This window comes from Kitasatospora sp. NPDC058492 (assembly GCF_042720685.1).
Classification (GTDB): domain Bacteria; phylum Actinomycetota; class Actinomycetes; order Streptomycetales; family Streptomycetaceae; genus Kitasatospora.
Genome location: NZ_JBHXMU010000111.1, coordinates 1 through 15587 on the forward strand (window position 1 = coordinate 1; position 15587 = coordinate 15587).

Here is a 15587-nt window from a genome sequence, read left to right on the forward strand (position 1 = left end):
CCGTCGTCACCCTCGACGCCCGCCGCCGCGACAGCGCCAAAAGCGCCCTCATCACCCTCGTCGAACACGCCCTCCTCGCCCGACTCCGATGACGGACACGGCCGCGGCCGCGGCCCACGGACCTTCGTTCGGAGGTCTGCGGGCCGCGGCCGCGGCGGGTCGCCCGGCGGGCTGCCCGGTGAGCTACTCGGCGGTCTGGTCGGTGGGCTCCAGGCCGGCCCGGATCAGCCCGTAGGTGTAGGCGTCCTCCAACGCCAGCCAGGAGGCGGCCACCACGTTGTCGGCCACCCCGACGGTCGACCAGGTGGACGTGCCGTCGGTGGACTCGATCAGCACCCGGGTCTTGGAGCCGGTGCCGTGCTGGCCCTCCAGGATGCGGACCTTGTAGTCCACCAGCTCGAACCGGGCCAGCGGCGGGTAGATCCCCTCCAGCGCGGTGCGCAGCGCCTGGTCCAGCGCGTTCACCGGGCCGTTGCCCTCGCCGGTGGCGATCCGGCGCTCCCCCTTCGCCCACAGCTTCACCGTCGCCTCGTTGCCGGTGAACCCGTTCGGACCCTGCTCGCTGATGGTCCGCCAGGACTCCAGGGTGTAGAAGCGCTCCCGGCCGCCGCGCACCTCGTCGCGCAGCAGCAGCTCGAAGGAGGCGTCGGCGGACTCGTAGGTGTAGCCGAGGTTCTCCTGCTCCTTCACCTTGGCCACCACCCGGCCGGCCAGGTCCCGGTCGCTGGACAGGTCGTAGCCGAGCTCCTTGCCCTTGAGCTCGACCGAGGCGCGGCCCGCCATGTCGGAGACCAGCATCCGCATGGTGTTGCCGACCCGCTCCGGGTCGATGTGCTGGTACAGGTCAGGGTCGACCTTGATCGCGGAGGCGTGCAGGCCCGCCTTGTGCGCGAAGGCCGAGTAGCCGACGTACGGCTGGTGGGTGGAGGGGGTCAGGTTGACCACCTCGGCGATCGCGTGCGACAGCCTGGTCATCTCGGCGAGCCGCCCCTCGGGGAGCACCCGCCGGTCGTACTTGATCTCCAGCGCGCCGACCACCGGGAACAGGTTGGCGTTGCCGACCCGCTCGCCGTAGCCGTTGGCGGTGCACTGGACGTGGGTGGCGCCGGCGTCCACCGCGGCCAGCGTGTTGGCCACCGCGCAGCCGGTGTCGTCCTGGGCGTGGATGCCCAGCCGGGCACCGGTGACGGCGAGGACGTCGGCGACGGTCTCCCGCACGCCGGCCGGCAGCATCCCGCCGTTGGTGTCGCACAGCACCACCACGTCCGCGCCCGCCTGGTGCGCGGTGCGGACCACGGCCAGCGCGTACTCGCGGTTCGCCCGGTAGCCGTCGAAGAAGTGCTCGCAGTCGATGAACACCCGCCGCCCCTGCGCACGCAGGAACTCGACGCTGTCCCGGACCATCTCCAGGTTCTCGTCGAGGGTGGTGCGCAGCGCCAGCTCCACGTGCCGGTCGTGCGCCTTGGCGACGAGGGTGACGACCGGGGCGCCCGAGGCGACCAGCGCGGCCAGCTGCGGGTCCTCCGCGGCCTTGCCGCCGGCCCGGCGGGTGGCGCCGAAGGCGACCAGCCGGGCGTGCCGGAGGTCCAGTTCGGCGGCGGCCCGGGCGAAGAACTCGGTGTCGCGCGGGTTGGCCCCCGGCCAGCCGCCCTCGATGAAGCCCACCCCGAACTCGTCCAGGTACCGCGCGATGGCCAGCTTGTCCGCCACCGTCAGGTTGATGCCCTCCCGCTGCGCACCGTCGCGCAGGGTGGTGTCGAACACGTGGAAACTGTCGTCGGTACGGCTGACCTCGGTCATGACCCCTGGTTCTCCGTTCGGGGAGGTTCGTACTGCTCTGCCGGATTGCGAGTCCCGGCTCCACTGTCCAGCATCCCGCGCGCGGCTCCGGTGTCCCCGAGCCCCTTGTGGGGGCTCTCGGCCGGTCCGGAGGCTGTGTTCATCGGGGCGGTGCCCGAAAAACGAAAAAACCCCTCGCGGGTGCGAGAGGTCTGCGCGCGGGTCTGGACGCTGGTGGTCGCTCCGCATCGGGTCCTGCGGGAGCGGTCACTGCGGACCGGCGCGCCTGCTGCTAATCATCAGCGACAGCGAGGACACGCTCGCAGTCTGGCACACGTCCCGGCATCCGGCCCGCCCGTCTCGCGATGCGGAACAGGGCAGGCCGGAGCGGGTGCCGCCTCAGACGATCTTGTGCAGCCAGCCGTGGGTGTCGGGGGTCTGGCCGCCCTGGATGGCCAGCAGGGCCCGGCGCAGCTCCATGGTGGTCGGGCCGGGCTCGCCGGCGCCGACCGTCCAGTCGGCGGCGGCCGACTTGACCGAGCCGACCGGGGTGATGACGGCGGCGGTGCCGCAGGCGAACACCTCGGTGAGGGTGCCGTCCGCGTTGGCCTGCTGCCACTCGTCGGTGGAGATCTTCCGCTCCTCGACGGCGTAGCCGAGGTCGGCGGCGAGCTGGAGGAGCGAGTCGCGGGTGATGCCGGGCAGCAGGGCGCCGGACAGCTCGGGGGTGACGATCTTCGCGTCCTTGCCCTCGCCGAAGACGAAGTACAGGTTCATGCCGCCCATCTCCTCGATCCACCGGTGCTCGGCGGCGTCGAGCCAGACGACCTGGTCGCAGCCCTTCTCGGCGGCCTGGGCCTGGGCGATCAGCGAAGCGGCGTAGTTGCCGGCGCACTTGGCGGCGCCGGTGCCGCCGGGAGCGGCCCGGACGTACTCCTTGGACAGCCACACCGAGACCGGCTTGACGCCGCCCGGGAAGTAGGCGCCGGCCGGCGAGGCGATGATCATGAACAGGTAGGAGTTGGCCGGGCGGACACCCAGACCGACCTCGGTGGCGAACATGAACGGACGCAGGTACAGGCTCTGCTCGGGCTCGTTCGGCACCCACCCCTGGTCCTGCTGGACCAGCAGCTCGACGGCCTCGACGAAGGTCTCCACCGGCAGCTCCGGCATCGCCAGCCGGCGGGCCGAGGCCTGGAAGCGGGCCGCGTTGGCCTCCGGACGGAAGGTCGCGATGGAGCCGTCGGCCTGGCGGTAGGCCTTGAGGCCCTCGAAGATCGACTGGCCGTAGTGCAGGGTCATGTTCGCCGGGTCGACCTCCAGCGGCGCGTACGGCGCCAGCTGGGCGTCGTGCCAGCCCACGCCCTCGGTCCAGCGGATGGTGACCATGTGGTCGGTGAAGACCCGGCCGAAGCCGGGGTTGATCAGCCGGGCCTCGCGCTCCGCGGTGGGCAGCGGGTGGGCGGAAGGCTTGAGGTCGAACGTGATGGGCGCCTGGGTGGGCGTGCTCATGGCTGTTTCCTTCACCGTGGGGTAGGTCCGGGCCGCCACCGCCGGGTGCCCGCCGCGGCCAACCAGCACCGGAACGAACGCACAACGGCACGACCCACTGTCGATACTCGCATCCAGAGGGCCGTGCCGAACAGCTGCCCGCTCCTTGGGGAGCTGCAAGCTGCGGTTATGTGGTGCGGCCCGCCGGGCCGCGACCGTTGTCGGCCCCGGCCCGTGGGCCGGAGTCCGTCAAGCGGATCCAGCCCGTCAGCCGGCTACTCGGGTGACCAGCGCGTCGCCGACCGCGGAGGTGCTGCGGGTGCCGGTGCGCTCGGCCAGGTCCGCCGCGACGGCGGCCTCCACCCGGGCGGCCTCGGCGGCGAAGCCCAGGTGCTCCAGCAGCATGGCGACCGACAGCACGGTGGCCGTCGGGTCGGCCTTGCCCTGGCCCGCGATGTCCGGCGCCGAACCGTGCACCGGCTCGAACATCGACGGGAACTCGCCGCCCGGGTTGATGTTGCCGCTCGCGGCCAGGCCGATCCCGCCGGTGACGGCGGCGGCCAGGTCGGTCAGGATGTCGCCGAACAGGTTGTCGGTGACGATGACGTCGAAGCGCTCCGGCTGGGTGACGAAGAAGATCGTCGCCGCGTCGACGTGCAGGTAGTCGGTGGTCACCTCCGGGAACTCCCGGCCGACCTCCGCGAAGATCCGCGACCACAGGTGCCCGGCGTGCACCAGCACGTTGTTCTTGTGCACCAGCGTCAGCTTCTTGCGCGGACGCGCCTGGGCCCGGCGGTAGGCGTCGCGCACCACGCGCTCGATGCCGAACGCGGTGTTCAGGCTGACCTCGGTCGCCACCTCCTGCGGCGTCCCGGTGCGCAGCGAGCCGCCGTTGCCGACGTACGGGCCCTCGGTGCCCTCGCGGACCACCACGAAGTCGATGGTCGGCTCACCGGCCAGCGGGGACTTCACCCCGGGGAACAGGCGGCCCGGACGCAGGTTGATGTGGTGGTCGAAGGCGAACCGCAGCTTCAGCAGCAGCCCCCGCTCCAGCACGCCCGACGGCACGCTCGGGTCGCCGATGGCGCCCAGCAGGATCGCGTCGTGCGACTTCAGCTCGGCCAGCACGCTGTCCGGCAGGGTCTCCCCGGTCCGGTGGTAGCGCCGGGCGCCGAGGTCGTACTCGGTGGTCTCCAGCTTCACCTCGGCGGGAAGCACGGCACCCAGGACCTTGAGACCTTCGGCCACCACTTCCTGGCCGATGCCGTCACCCGGGACAACTGCGAGACGAATCGTGCGAGACATGCTCGGACCCTACTCCGGTGTCCCAGGGGCTGACACCCGGCGTCCACCATCCGGACGGGTCAGGTCAGGTCGATCTCGACGGGGAACGGCCGATCGACCTTCAACTGCTTGTGGTGGATCCCGGCCAGTCCGTAGGACCTGGTCGCCGGGTCCAGCTCGTAGACGTGCACCACCGGACGACCCTCGTCGCACTCGACGCGCCAGAAGTGACGGATACCGGCGGCCGCGTACTTTCGCGGCTTGACCTCGCGGTCACGCTCGCGGGATTCCTCCGAGACGACCTCGATCGCGAGCAACACGTGCTCGGCGGAGAACCCCGTCTGGAGGTAGCCCGTGTCCGACTCCTCATCCACCACGAGCAGGTCGGGCTCCGGGCGGTTTCGCCGGTCCAACGTGACCGTCATCTCCGGCCACACCTCCCAGCCCTCAGGAACCGCGCTCTCCAGCCCTCGTTCCAGCAGGCGCTTCGCCCGCACGTGGAACTTCGTCTGCGGACTCACGAAGATCAGGCTCCCGTCGATCAGCTCTGTGTGCGGCGGGAGATCAGGCAGCCGGTCGAGGTCCTCTGCGGTGTAGCCACCAGCAGGGGGCCGAATCCAGTCGGGGTACGGCGCGATGCTCATGGTTCCTCCCATACGGGCATCCTGGCGGCTCTCTCAGGCTACTCGGCAAAGCCTCCTCGGACGCCACCCCTTCGAGGGAGCGCGGGGGGCCTGATCCGCGCGGGGGGCGCGCTTAGGGTGGCGGGGTCCGGCAATCCCTCGCGGAAACGGGGTCGAGCAGCAGATGGGCGTGCGGCGGCGGGAGGTGCTGGTCTGCGGGAGTGCGGCCGGGCTGGCGGCGGGCGGGTACGCGCTCGCGGTGGGGCTGCGCGGGGTGTGGCCGACGGGGGCGGGCGAGGCCGCCCTGCCGTACCACGCCCACCTGTGGGACCTGCTGCACGGGCGGGCCGCCGGGGACCTCCTGTTCAACTGGAACAGCGGCTACGGCGTCCCGTTCCTCGCCGACTTCTTCGCCTACCTGATGAACCCGTTCTCCTGGCCGACCGCCCTCCTCCCCCGCGACCAGGGCCGGCTCGCGCTCCTCCTGGTCACCCTCGCCACCATCGGCCTCGGCACCGCCCTGATGGCCCACCTGCTCGGCCGGCTGCACGCCGGCCCGCACTGGCTGCGGGCGCTCGCCGCCGTCGGGTACGGGCTCTGCGCCTGGGTGCTCGACGTCGGCGGGGCGGCGCCGATGTGGCTCTGGGGCCTGGTCTCGCTGCCGCTGCTCGGCCTGGCCGCCGACTGGTGCCTGCGCGAGCGGCGCTGGGTGGCCGGCTCGCTGTGCGTCACCCTCGCCTGGGCCGGCAACCTGTACACCGCCGCGCTGGCCACCCTGATGGCCGGGCTGCTGCTGGCCGTCCGTCTGTTCGCCACCCCGCGGCCGTTGCGCCACCGGGTCCGGGTCACCGGGCGGGCCTTCACCATGGCCACCACCGGCGTCCTGCTCGCCTCGCCCGTGCTGTTCGTCGCCGTCCGGGCCGCGCACGGCGCCCAGCCGGAGTCCCCGGTGCAGCCGCTCGGCCCGTCCGGGCTCGGCGGGCACCTCGCGCAGTTGCTGCCCGCCACCCACGGCGGGCGGCCGCTGCCGGACGTCGCGATCGGCCTGCTGGGGCTGCTGCTGGTGTGCGGGCTGCCGTTCAACCGGCGGGTGCGGGTACGGGAGCGGGCGGTCTGGTGCGGGGCGCTGGTGCTGGTGGTGCTCAGCTTCGTCTGGACCCCGACCGTGCTGGTCTGGCACGGTCTGGCGATCCCGGCCGGCGGGCCGTACCGGGTCGCGTTCGTGCTCAGCGGCCTGCTGGTGCTGGCGGGCTGGGTGTCGCTGGCGCACCGGCCGGACCGGCTGACCCTGCTGGGCGGCGCCGCCGTGGTCGCGGTGATCGCCGCGCTGGCGGCGGGCCGGCACTCGGTCCGCGCCTCCACCTGGACGCTGCTGGCCGTCGGCGGGGTCGTCCTGCTCGCCGCGCTCCGGACCCTCGACCGCCGGCACACCGACCGCCGGGCCACCGCCCTGGCGACCTGGGTGCTGGCCGGCGTGGTGCTCGGCAACGCCGTCTGGTCCGGGTACGCGGCGCTCGCCGCCGCCCCGGCCGACCCCGCCTCCCCCGCCGCCGTCCGGGCCGGGTACGCGGCGGTGCGCGACGGCGCCGACTGGCCCCGGGGCCGCAGCGACCCCGGCCCGCACGCCTTCACCACCAACGATCCGCTGCTGCTCGACGGCCAGGGCGGCGGCTACTTCAGCGGCTACCTGCCGACCGTCGCCGCCCTGCTGCTGCACGACCTCGGCGCGGGCTGGACGGCGGGCGGGCGGCAGACCGCCAGCGTCACCGACCCGGTCGGGCAGGCCCTGTTCGCCGTCCGCGCCCACCTCGACGACGGGCCGCCCCCGGCCGGCTTCACCCCCGGACGGGCCGCCGCACCGCCGCTGGTCACCGTGCTGCCGCCCGGCGCCCGGCCGGACACCTCCTCGGTCTGGTCCCGGCAGGAGTCACTGCTCGGCAGCCGGGTGTACGAGGCCCCGCTGCCCGTCCCGGCCGGCGGCCCGCCGCCCACCCTGCACGGCACCAGCGGCTGGTCGCTGCCCGGCGGCGCCGAGGGCACCGTCCTCACCGCGGCCTGCACCCCCGGCGGCACGGCCTACTTCCACGGCGTCTGGTACCGGGGCACGGTCAGCGGCCTCGGCACCACCTACCGCAGCGACGGCGAACAGCCCACCACCGCCGTCGCGATCCACCGGCTGGGGCCGGTCCCCGCCGACGGGACGGTCCGGGTGACCCTGCGCTCCGACACGGTCGGCCAGGTCCCGGCCCGTCCGATCGGCTGTCTGCGGCCCGGCGCCCTGGACGCCGCCGTCGCCCGTCTCACCGCCACCGGCGCGACCGGCGTGACGGCCGGCGGGCACACCCTCGCCGCGACCCTCCCGGCCGGCTCCACCGGCACCGCGCTGCTGTCCGTCCCGGCCGCCGAGGGCTGGACCTGCGCGGCGGGCGGCGGCCGGTACGTCCCGCCGACGCCCGTCCTGGGCATGATCGGCGTACCGCTCGGCGCCGGCGCCGACCGCATCGCCTGTTCCTTCCGCCCGCCCGGTCTCACCGAGGGCCTCACCGTCTGCTCCGCCACCGCCGCCGCCCTCGCCCTGGTCGCCGTCTTCACCCGCTTCTCCCGCCGCCCGACCCGCGCCCCCCGCCGCACCCGCCGGCTCGCCGCCCAGGCCGCCGACCGAGGCTGAGGCGGCCGGGCCTGAGGCGGCCGGGCCGGGCACGGCCGACCGCCGGTGGCACCGCAAGTGGGCCCGCGCCACCGAGGCGCGGCACAACGCGCGAGGGGCGGCCCGCCAGGTCGGCGGGCCGCCCCTCGGACGGGTGCGGTCAGGGGAGGCTGATCACCTGGCTCCGGTGGGCGGCGGGGTTGAGGTGGTGGAGCAGGAGCAGGCGGGAGGTGTCGCCGGGGGTGCGGCGGATGTCGAGGACGGTGCCGGGCCGGACCGGGGTGGCGAGGGCCGCGGGGCCGCCGAGGCCGGCGCGGATGTCGACGGCGGGGTGCAGGACGTCGAGGGCCAGGACGGGGCGGGTGCCGCGCAGGCCGATGGCGGAGTAGGACTCGGCCGGGTCGGGTGTGCCGGGGGCGACGGTGCTGGTCCAGACGCCGTAGTGGATGGTGCTGTGGCCTTCCCGGACGCCCGGGAGGGCGCTCAGCCGGACGGGGAGGACGACGGCGTCGCCGTCCAGCAGGGCGGTGTCGGTGTCGCCCCAGTGGCCGTTGAGCGGCTGGACGTCGAGTTCGGCGCCGGTTCGGGCGTCCAGGGCGCGGGAGACGAGGACGTCGCTGTTGCGCAGCCGGTCTGCTTCGAGGATGACGTCGGTGGTGCCGTCGCCGTCGGTGTCCAGGGAGACCCGGACGCCGTAGAGCCCGACCGGGGTGGCGGCCGGGGCCCAGAGCTGGGCGCCCACGTAGAGCAGGTCGGAGCCGGTGGCGGCACCGACGACCCGCAGGTTGGCGGCCCGGTCGCCGGGGTGCTGGACGCAGACGTCCTGCGGGGGGTCGGCCGGCTCGGCGTCGTCGTCGGGCCGGATGCCGGCCCCGGGCCCGACGGCGGCTTCGCTGTCGGGCGGGCAGTCGGCCCAGCGGGTGCCTTCGCCGCCGAGGGTGAGGGCGGTGACGAGTCCGGGCCGGTTGCCGGGGGCGGCGCTGCCGCCGAGCATCAGGACGGTGCCGTCCCGGGTGGTGCGGGCGGCGGCGGTGGCGGTGAGGTCGGTGGCCGGGCGCGGGGCGGCGAGGACGGGGACGCGCAGTTGGGGCAGGGCCGGGTCGGTGACGGGGGTGAGCAGGACGCGGCCGGAGAGTTCGGCGCGGTAGCTGCGGGCCTTGCCGTCCTGCACGGTGTCGATGGTGGGGTCGGGGGCGCGGCCCAGCTCCCCGGGGACGGCGAGGGTGACGTGCACCCGAGCGGTGCCGCCGGCCGGGACGTCGACCTGGTCCGGCGTCACCTCGAAGGTGGCGCCGGGCAGTTCGGTGGCGGCCGCGTAGCCGGTGCGGTAGCTCAGCGGACGGTCCGCGTGGTTGCGCACCTCGATGTCGCGGCCGAGGGCGGTCGGCCCGGCGATCTCGACCGGCCCGTAGGAGACGCCGACGCTTCCTTCGGCCGCTCCGTCGCCGGCCGCGTAGGCGACGACGGGGGTGTGGACGGCCCGGTCGACCTGGGCGCGGCCGGCGCCGGTGCGCTCGGGGCCGTAGACCGGTCCGCCGTGGTCGTCGCCGAGCCAGGTGTCGACGGCGGTGTTCATGAGCGCGGCCTTGAGCTGTTCGACCGGCCAGTCGGGGTGGGCGGCGCGGACGAGGGCGGCGAGGCCGGTGATGTGCGGGGTGGCCATCGAGGTGCCGTCCTCGCGCTGGCCGCCGCTGCCGGTGCCGACGAGGGCGGACCAGATGGTCTCGCCGGGGGCGGCGAGGTCGGGTTTGACGATGCCGGGGACGCCGATGCCGCGGGAGGAGAAGTCGGTGAGGGTGTCGGTGCGGGCGGGCTGGTTCTGGGAGACGGAGCCGTGCAGCGGGTTGCCGGGGGCGGCGAGGCGGACCTCGACCGGCCCGGCCGCGGCGGCCTGCCGGAGCCGTTCGCCGTCGGCGTGGGCGAGCAGGGCGGCCGGGATGCGGTCGTTGCCGGAGATCTCGGCGAGGTGGTCGGTGTCGGCGGCGTAGAGGGCGCCGATCGCACCGGCGTCGGCGGCGTGGTCGGCGCGGGGGCCGGAGTTGCAGGCCCGTTCGGTGTCGCGGGTGCGCCAGGTGAGGACGGCGATCTTTCCGGCGAGCCGCTGCCGGTCGGCTTCGCTGTAGGCGGCGCAGCCGTCGGACTGGTCGGCGGGCAGGGCGAGTTGGCCGCTGACGTCGGCGCTGGACCAGCCCTGGTAGCGCTCGCTCCAGTGGGCCGGGACGACGCCGGCCAGGCTGGCGGGGGCGAGCACGGTGAGGCCGTCGGTGTCGCTGTGCGGGTCGACGGAGGCGGCGACGGCGATGGCCCGGGCGGCGGTGCCGGGGCTGCCGCCGATGCCGTAGACGTCGCCGTCGTTGCCGGCGGCGGCGACCACGACGGTGCCGAGGGCGGCGAGCCGGTCGACGGCGAGGGCGTCGGTGTCGTCGGGGTTGCCGAAGCGGCTGCCGAGGGAGAGGTTGACGACGTCGAGGCGGTCGCCGAGGTCACCGTCGCCGTTGGGGTCGGCGGCGAGGTCGAGGGCCTGGGCGAGCCGGTCGGTGGAGCCGTCGCAGCCGAAGACCCGGATCGCGTACAGCTGGGCGCCGGGGGCGGCGCCGGGGCCGACCTTGAACCCGGCGGGGTCGAGTCCGGGCCGGTAGGGGCCGGTGTACGGGTGACCGTCGGCGGTGACGCCGTAGCCGGCGGCGGTGCCGGCGACGTGGGTGCCGTGCCCGTTGCGGTCGCAGTCGATCGGGTTGTCACTGGGGTGCGGGACGGGCTGGTGGTGGGGGGAGGACGGGTCGGGGTTGTAGTCGTCGCCGACCAGGTCCTTGCCACCGATCACCTTGGCGTTGGGGAACAGCTCGGGCGGGGCGGGCTTGCCGCGTTCGACGGAGCGGAAGGCGGCCTCGGTGCCGGGGCCGCCGAAGTCGGCGTGGGTGTAGTCGATGCCGCTGTCGATGATGCCGATCCGCACCCCCTGGCCGGTGTTGCCGTCGCCGGTGGCGCCGGCCCAGACCTGCGGGGCGCCGATCAGCGGGACGGAGTAGGCGTTGTCCCGCTGTTTGCGGACGATCGGGTGGACGGCCCGGACGCCGGGCAGCGCGCGCAGGGCGGGCAGCCGGTCGGCGGGCGCGTTGACGGCGAGGCCGGTGAGCAGGGTGCGGGTGCGGTAGAGCTCGCCGGCGGTGGGCGCCGCCCGGTGGACGGCCGCGGCGAGCCGGTCGAGGGCTTCGCCGGCCTTGGCGCGCTGGGCGGCGCCGGCGTCGGCGGCCTCCCGGCGGGCGGCTTCCGGGGAGCGCTGGGCCCGCCGGGCCCCGTCGGCGGCGCGCCGCCAGGCGGGGCCGGCCGGCTCGGTGCCGAGTTCGAGCAGGACGGTGGCCGTTCGGCCGGCCCTCGACGGCTCCGTCGGGGGCCCGCCGGAGGCCGGGGTGGCGGCGAGCGCCGCGCTCCCGGCCAGTACGGCCAGGGTGAGGCCGATCCGGGTGATGGGTCGGCGGACGGATGGCAGGCGCACTGGGCCCTCTCCCCCCGGCAGGGGGACTGATCCGCACACCGTGTCGCTGACGCCCGCCCGCGCGAACGTCGATCACCCTTCCGGGGGCCCCAAATTAGGATGATCGCGCCGGCGAGCGCGAGCAACTTCCCTCGGACGGACGCCGGTTGCACTCGACCGGGTGACCTGACGGCAGCCCGAGCGGCCTATTCGGCGGATGAACGGCCGGGTCGGAGAAGCCCCCCGAGGAGGGCCGTCCGACGACCCCTGACAGACAGGCCCGCCAGGGGTTCCCGTCAGAGGTGCCCGGTCGAGCCGCCGTTGTCGCGGCGGTCCAGCGCCCGCTGCAGCGCGGCGGCGGCGAAGGGGTTCCGCTCGGCGGCCCGGCGCCGGCGCGGGGCGCGGACGGGGGTGGCGGCGGGGGTGGCAGTGGCGTGGCGGTCGGCGGTGAGGGGCATACCGGGCTCCTTGGAAGCGGCGCCCCGAAGAGGGCGCGGGAGGGGAGGGGTACGCGCGGGGGCAGGGATCGCCTGCCCGTGAAGGCGCACGCGGACACGGGCCGAACGCCCTGTCTACAGGGTCGGCACGCCGTATCGCCCTTCCACGGTACGACCGGGCCCGGGCCGTGTCTGCACGAATACTTGGATTTCCTAGTATCTGAGACGGGCGCCGCCCGGGGGGCGTCGGGCTCAGGCGCCCAGGTCGACCGAGCGGGCGAAGCGGGCGCCGATCTCGGCGGCGATCGCCGACAGCACGTCCTGCGGGATCTGGCTGTCCACGGTGATGGAGGCGAGCGCGCCGCCGCCGTCGCGGGCGACCTGCATGCCGGCGATGTTGATGCCGGCGTCGCCGAGGTGGCGGCCGAGCACGCCGACCACGCCGGGGCGGTCCTCGTACTTGAAGAAGGCCATGTGGTCGGTGAGCGCGACGTCCACGTCGAAGGCGTCCACGCCGACGATCTTCTGGGTCTGCTTCGGGCCGGCCAGGGTGCCGGAGATGGCGATCTCCTCGCCGTTCGCGAGCGTGCCGCGGACGGTGATCACGTTGCGGTGCTCGGCGCTCTCGCTGGAGGTGGTCAGGCGGACCTCGACGCCGCGCTCCTGGGCGAACAGCGGGGCGTTGACGTAGGATACCGTCTCCGCCACCACGTCCTCGAACACGCCCTTCAGCGCGGACAGTTCGAGCACCTTCACGTCGTGCTGGGTGATCTCGCCGCGGACCTCGACGTCGAGCCGGACGGCGACCTCGCCGGCCAGCGCGGTGAAGATCCGGCCGAGCTTCTCGGCCAGCGGCAGGCCCGGGCGCACGTCCTCGGCGATCACGCCGCCCTGGACGTTGACGGCGTCCGGCACCAGCTCGCCGGCCAGCGCCAGGCGCACCGACTTGGCGACGGCGATGCCGGCCTTCTCCTGCGCCTCGTCGGTGGAGGCGCCCAGGTGCGGGGTGGCGACCACGTTGTCGAAGCCGAACAGCGGGGAGTCGGTGCACGGCTCCTTGGTGTACACGTCCAGGCCGGCGCCGGCCACCCGGCCGTCGCGCAGGGCGTTGGCGAGCGCCTCCTCGTCCACGATGCCGCCGCGGGCGGCGTTGACGATGCGCACGGTCGGCTTGACCTTGTGCAGCGCCTCGTCGCCGATCAGGCCGATGGTCTCGGGGGTCTTGGGGAGGTGGACGGTGATGAAGTCCGAGACCTCCAGCAGCTCCTCCAGGGTGACCAGCTTGACGCCCATCTGGGCGGCGCGGGCGGCCTGGATGTAGGGGTCGTACGCGACGATCTTCATGCCGAACGCGGACATCCGCTGGGCGACCAGGACGCCGATCCGGCCGAGGCCGACGACGCCGAGGGTCTTCTCGCTCAGCTCGACGCCGGTGTACTTGTTGCGCTTCCACTCGCCCTGCTTGAGCGCGGCGTTGGCCGGCGCGATGTTGCGGGCGACGGAGATCAGCAGGCCGCAGGCGAGTTCGGCGGCGGTGACGATGTTGGAGGTCGGCGCGTTCACGACCATCACGCCGGCCTTGGTGGCGGCGGCGACGTCCACGTTGTCCAGGCCGACCCCGGCCCGGGCGACCACCTTGAGCTTGCGGGCGACGGCCAGCGCCTCCGCGTCGACCTTGGTGGCGGAGCGGATCAGGATCGCGTCGACGTCGGCGATCGCGCCGAGCAGCTCGGTGCGGTCGGCGCCGTTGCAGTGGCGGATCTCGAAGTCGGGGCCGAGGGCGTCGACGGTGGCGGGCGACAGCTCTTCGGCGATCAGGACGACGGCGGTTTTGGATGTCACAGTGCTCACGACAGTGTGTCCTTAACTCTGCGGTTCTCCCCGGCACGTGGGTGGCGTGGACGGCGGGGGGAAGGTGGCATGCCGCGTAGGTAGACGCACGACGCTGTGGGCCTGACGCGCACTCGGAGTGTATCGACGGGCTGGGTACCAGGCTGCTCCCGTCCGGCGAAATCACCCGGACGAGAGCAGCCTACTTGTACAAGGAAGTTACAAAATCGGGCAGAGCCCGAGGCCGGTTCAGGCCTTGTCGTCGACCCAGCTCATCAGCGAGCGCAGCTTCTTGCCGGTGGTCTCCAGCAGGTGGTCCTCGTCGGCCTTCTTGTACTCGTTGTACTTGGGCAGACCGGCCTTGTACTCGGCGATCCAGGTGTTGGCGAAGGTGCCGTCCTGGATCTCGGCGAGGACCTTGCGCATCTCGGCCTTGGTGGCGTCGGTGATGATCCGCGGGCCGGTGACGTAGTCGCCCCACTCGGCGGTCTCGGAGACCGACCAGCGCATCTTCTCCAGGCCGCCCTCGTACATCAGGTCGACGATGAGCTTCAGCTCGTGCAGGCACTCGAAGTAGGCGATCTCCGGCTGGTAGCCGGCCTCGACCAGGGTCTCGAAACCGGCCTTCACCAGGGCGGCGGTGCCACCGCAGAGGACGGCCTGCTCACCGAACAGGTCGGTCTCGGTCTCCTCGGTGAAGGTGGTCTTGATGACGCCGGCCTTGGTGGCGCCCAGGCCCTTGGCGTAGGACAGCGCCAGGTCGAAGGCCTTGCCGGAGGCGTCCTGCTCGACGGCGACGATCGCGGGGACGCCGCGGCCCTCCTCGTACTGGCGGCGGACCAGGTGGCCCGGGCCCTTCGGGGCGACCATGCAGACGTCGACGTCCGCCGGGGGCTTGATGAAGCCGAAGCGGATGTTCAGGCCGTGGCCGAAGAACAGGGCGTCGCCGGCCTTCAGGTGCGGGGCGATGTCGGCCTCGTAGACGTCGGCCTGGATCGGGTCCGGCACCAGGATCATGATGACGTCGGCCTCGGCCGCGGCCTCGGCCGGGGTGACGACGCGCAGGCCGGCCTCCTCCGCCTTGGCACGGGACTTGGACTCCGGCTTCAGGCCGACCCGGACGTCGGCGCCGGAGTCGCGCAGGGACAGCGCGTGGGCGTGGCCCTGGCTGCCGTAGCCGATGACCGCGACCTTGCGGCCCTGGATGATGGACAGGTCGGCGTCGTCTTCGTAGAACAGCTCGGCCACGGGGGCACATCTCCTTGCGTGATGGTTGCCGGGTACGCGTTCTCTACGGTAGGCGTACCGGCGGGGGCGTGGGGCGGTGCTTCAGGGTGTGAGACGGCCTGCGTCTCGGGGGTGCTCAGGCGCTGCGGTCGAGGGCGCGCAACGAGCGGTCCGTGATCGAACGGGCGCCGCGCCCGATGGCGACCAGGCCGGACTGGACCAACTCCTTGATGCCGTAAGGCTCCAGCATCCGGAGCATGGCCTCCAGCTTGTCCGAGCTTCCGGTGGCCTCGATGGTCACCGCGTCCGGGGACACGTCGACCGTCTTGGCACGGAACAGCTGGACGATCTCGACGATCTGCGACCGGGTCTCGTTGTCGGCGCGGACCTTCACCAGGACCAGTTCCCGCTGGATCGCAGCGGACTGGTCGAGTTCGACGATCTTTATCACGTTCACGAGCTTGTTGAGCTGCTTGGTGACCTGTTCCAGCGGGAGGTCCTCGACGTTGACCACGATGGTCATCCGGGACACGTCCGGATGCTCGGTCGGGCCGACGGCGAGGGAGTCGATGTTGAAGCCCCGACGGGAGAACAGGGCGGCGATGCGGGCGAGCACGCCGGGCTTGTTCTCGACCAGGACGGAGAGGGTGTGCTTGGACATGGGGTTCCTCAGGCGCTCTGGAGTTGAAGGGGGGCGTTAGTCGAGGTCGTCGCCGAAGTCGGGGCGGACGCCCTTGGCGAACTGGATCTCGTCGTTGCTGGTGCCGGCCGCGACCATCGGCCAGACCATGGCG

The 15587-nt window shown here is 73.5% G+C and carries 10 protein-coding genes and 1 pseudogene; 2 read left to right on the forward strand and 9 right to left on the reverse strand.

Annotated elements, in window-relative coordinates:
- Positions 1–92, forward strand: a pseudogene (locus ACFWPI_RS38505) (ATP-binding protein); the annotation flags it as partial.
- 91 nt (positions 93–183) lie between these two features.
- Here the strand turns inward: ACFWPI_RS38505 and cimA are convergent.
- From cimA to ACFWPI_RS38525, 4 genes are all read right to left on the reverse strand, one after another.
- The gene (cimA, locus tag ACFWPI_RS38510) at positions 184–1800 is read right to left on the reverse strand and encodes a citramalate synthase (RefSeq protein ID WP_380380428.1); all 1617 of its coding nucleotides are present in this window, start codon (positions 1798–1800) and stop codon (positions 184–186) included.
- A 378-nt stretch (positions 1801–2178) separates the two neighbouring features.
- Positions 2179–3291: a branched-chain amino acid aminotransferase gene (locus ACFWPI_RS38515; protein WP_063347722.1), complete on the reverse strand. Its 1113-nt coding sequence runs from the start codon at positions 3289–3291 to the stop codon at positions 2179–2181.
- A gap of 246 nt (positions 3292–3537) precedes the next feature.
- Complete coding sequence (locus ACFWPI_RS38520; RefSeq protein WP_063347723.1) at positions 3538–4575, reverse strand: 3-isopropylmalate dehydrogenase; 1038 nt, start codon at positions 4573–4575, stop codon at positions 3538–3540.
- A 59-nt stretch (positions 4576–4634) separates the two neighbouring features.
- Complete coding sequence (locus ACFWPI_RS38525; protein WP_380380431.1) at positions 4635–5198, reverse strand: Uma2 family endonuclease; 564 nt, start codon at positions 5196–5198, stop codon at positions 4635–4637.
- 163 nt (positions 5199–5361) lie between these two features.
- On the opposite strand from ACFWPI_RS38525, the gene ACFWPI_RS38530 reads away from it, so the two are divergent.
- Positions 5362–7845 carry a YfhO family protein gene (locus ACFWPI_RS38530; protein WP_380380433.1) on the forward strand — a complete coding sequence of 828 codons (2484 nt, stop codon included), beginning with the start codon at positions 5362–5364 and terminating at the stop codon, positions 7843–7845.
- A gap of 139 nt (positions 7846–7984) precedes the next feature.
- On the opposite strand, the gene ACFWPI_RS38535 is transcribed toward ACFWPI_RS38530, so the two are convergent.
- The 5 genes from ACFWPI_RS38535 to ilvN all read right to left on the reverse strand — a co-directional run bounded on the left by ACFWPI_RS38535 (position 7985) and on the right by ilvN (position 15454).
- Positions 7985–11320: a S8 family serine peptidase gene (locus ACFWPI_RS38535; RefSeq protein ID WP_380380434.1), complete on the reverse strand. Its 3336-nt coding sequence runs from the start codon at positions 11318–11320 to the stop codon at positions 7985–7987.
- A 275-nt stretch (positions 11321–11595) separates the two neighbouring features.
- Positions 11596–11757 carry a hypothetical protein gene (locus ACFWPI_RS38540; RefSeq protein ID WP_363378780.1) on the reverse strand — a complete coding sequence of 54 codons (162 nt, stop codon included), beginning with the start codon at positions 11755–11757 and terminating at the stop codon, positions 11596–11598.
- 231 nt (positions 11758–11988) lie between these two features.
- Positions 11989–13578: a phosphoglycerate dehydrogenase gene (gene serA / locus ACFWPI_RS38545; protein WP_063347726.1), complete on the reverse strand. Its 1590-nt coding sequence runs from the start codon at positions 13576–13578 to the stop codon at positions 11989–11991.
- Positions 13579–13815: 237 nt separating this feature from the next.
- Positions 13816–14814, reverse strand: a complete 999-nt coding sequence (gene ilvC, locus ACFWPI_RS38550; protein ID WP_063347727.1) for a ketol-acid reductoisomerase — start codon at positions 14812–14814, stop codon at positions 13816–13818.
- Positions 14815–14929: 115 nt separating this feature from the next.
- Positions 14930–15454: an acetolactate synthase small subunit gene (gene ilvN, locus ACFWPI_RS38555; RefSeq protein WP_030302941.1), complete on the reverse strand. Its 525-nt coding sequence runs from the start codon at positions 15452–15454 to the stop codon at positions 14930–14932.
- Positions 15455–15587: the final 133 nt, after the last annotated feature.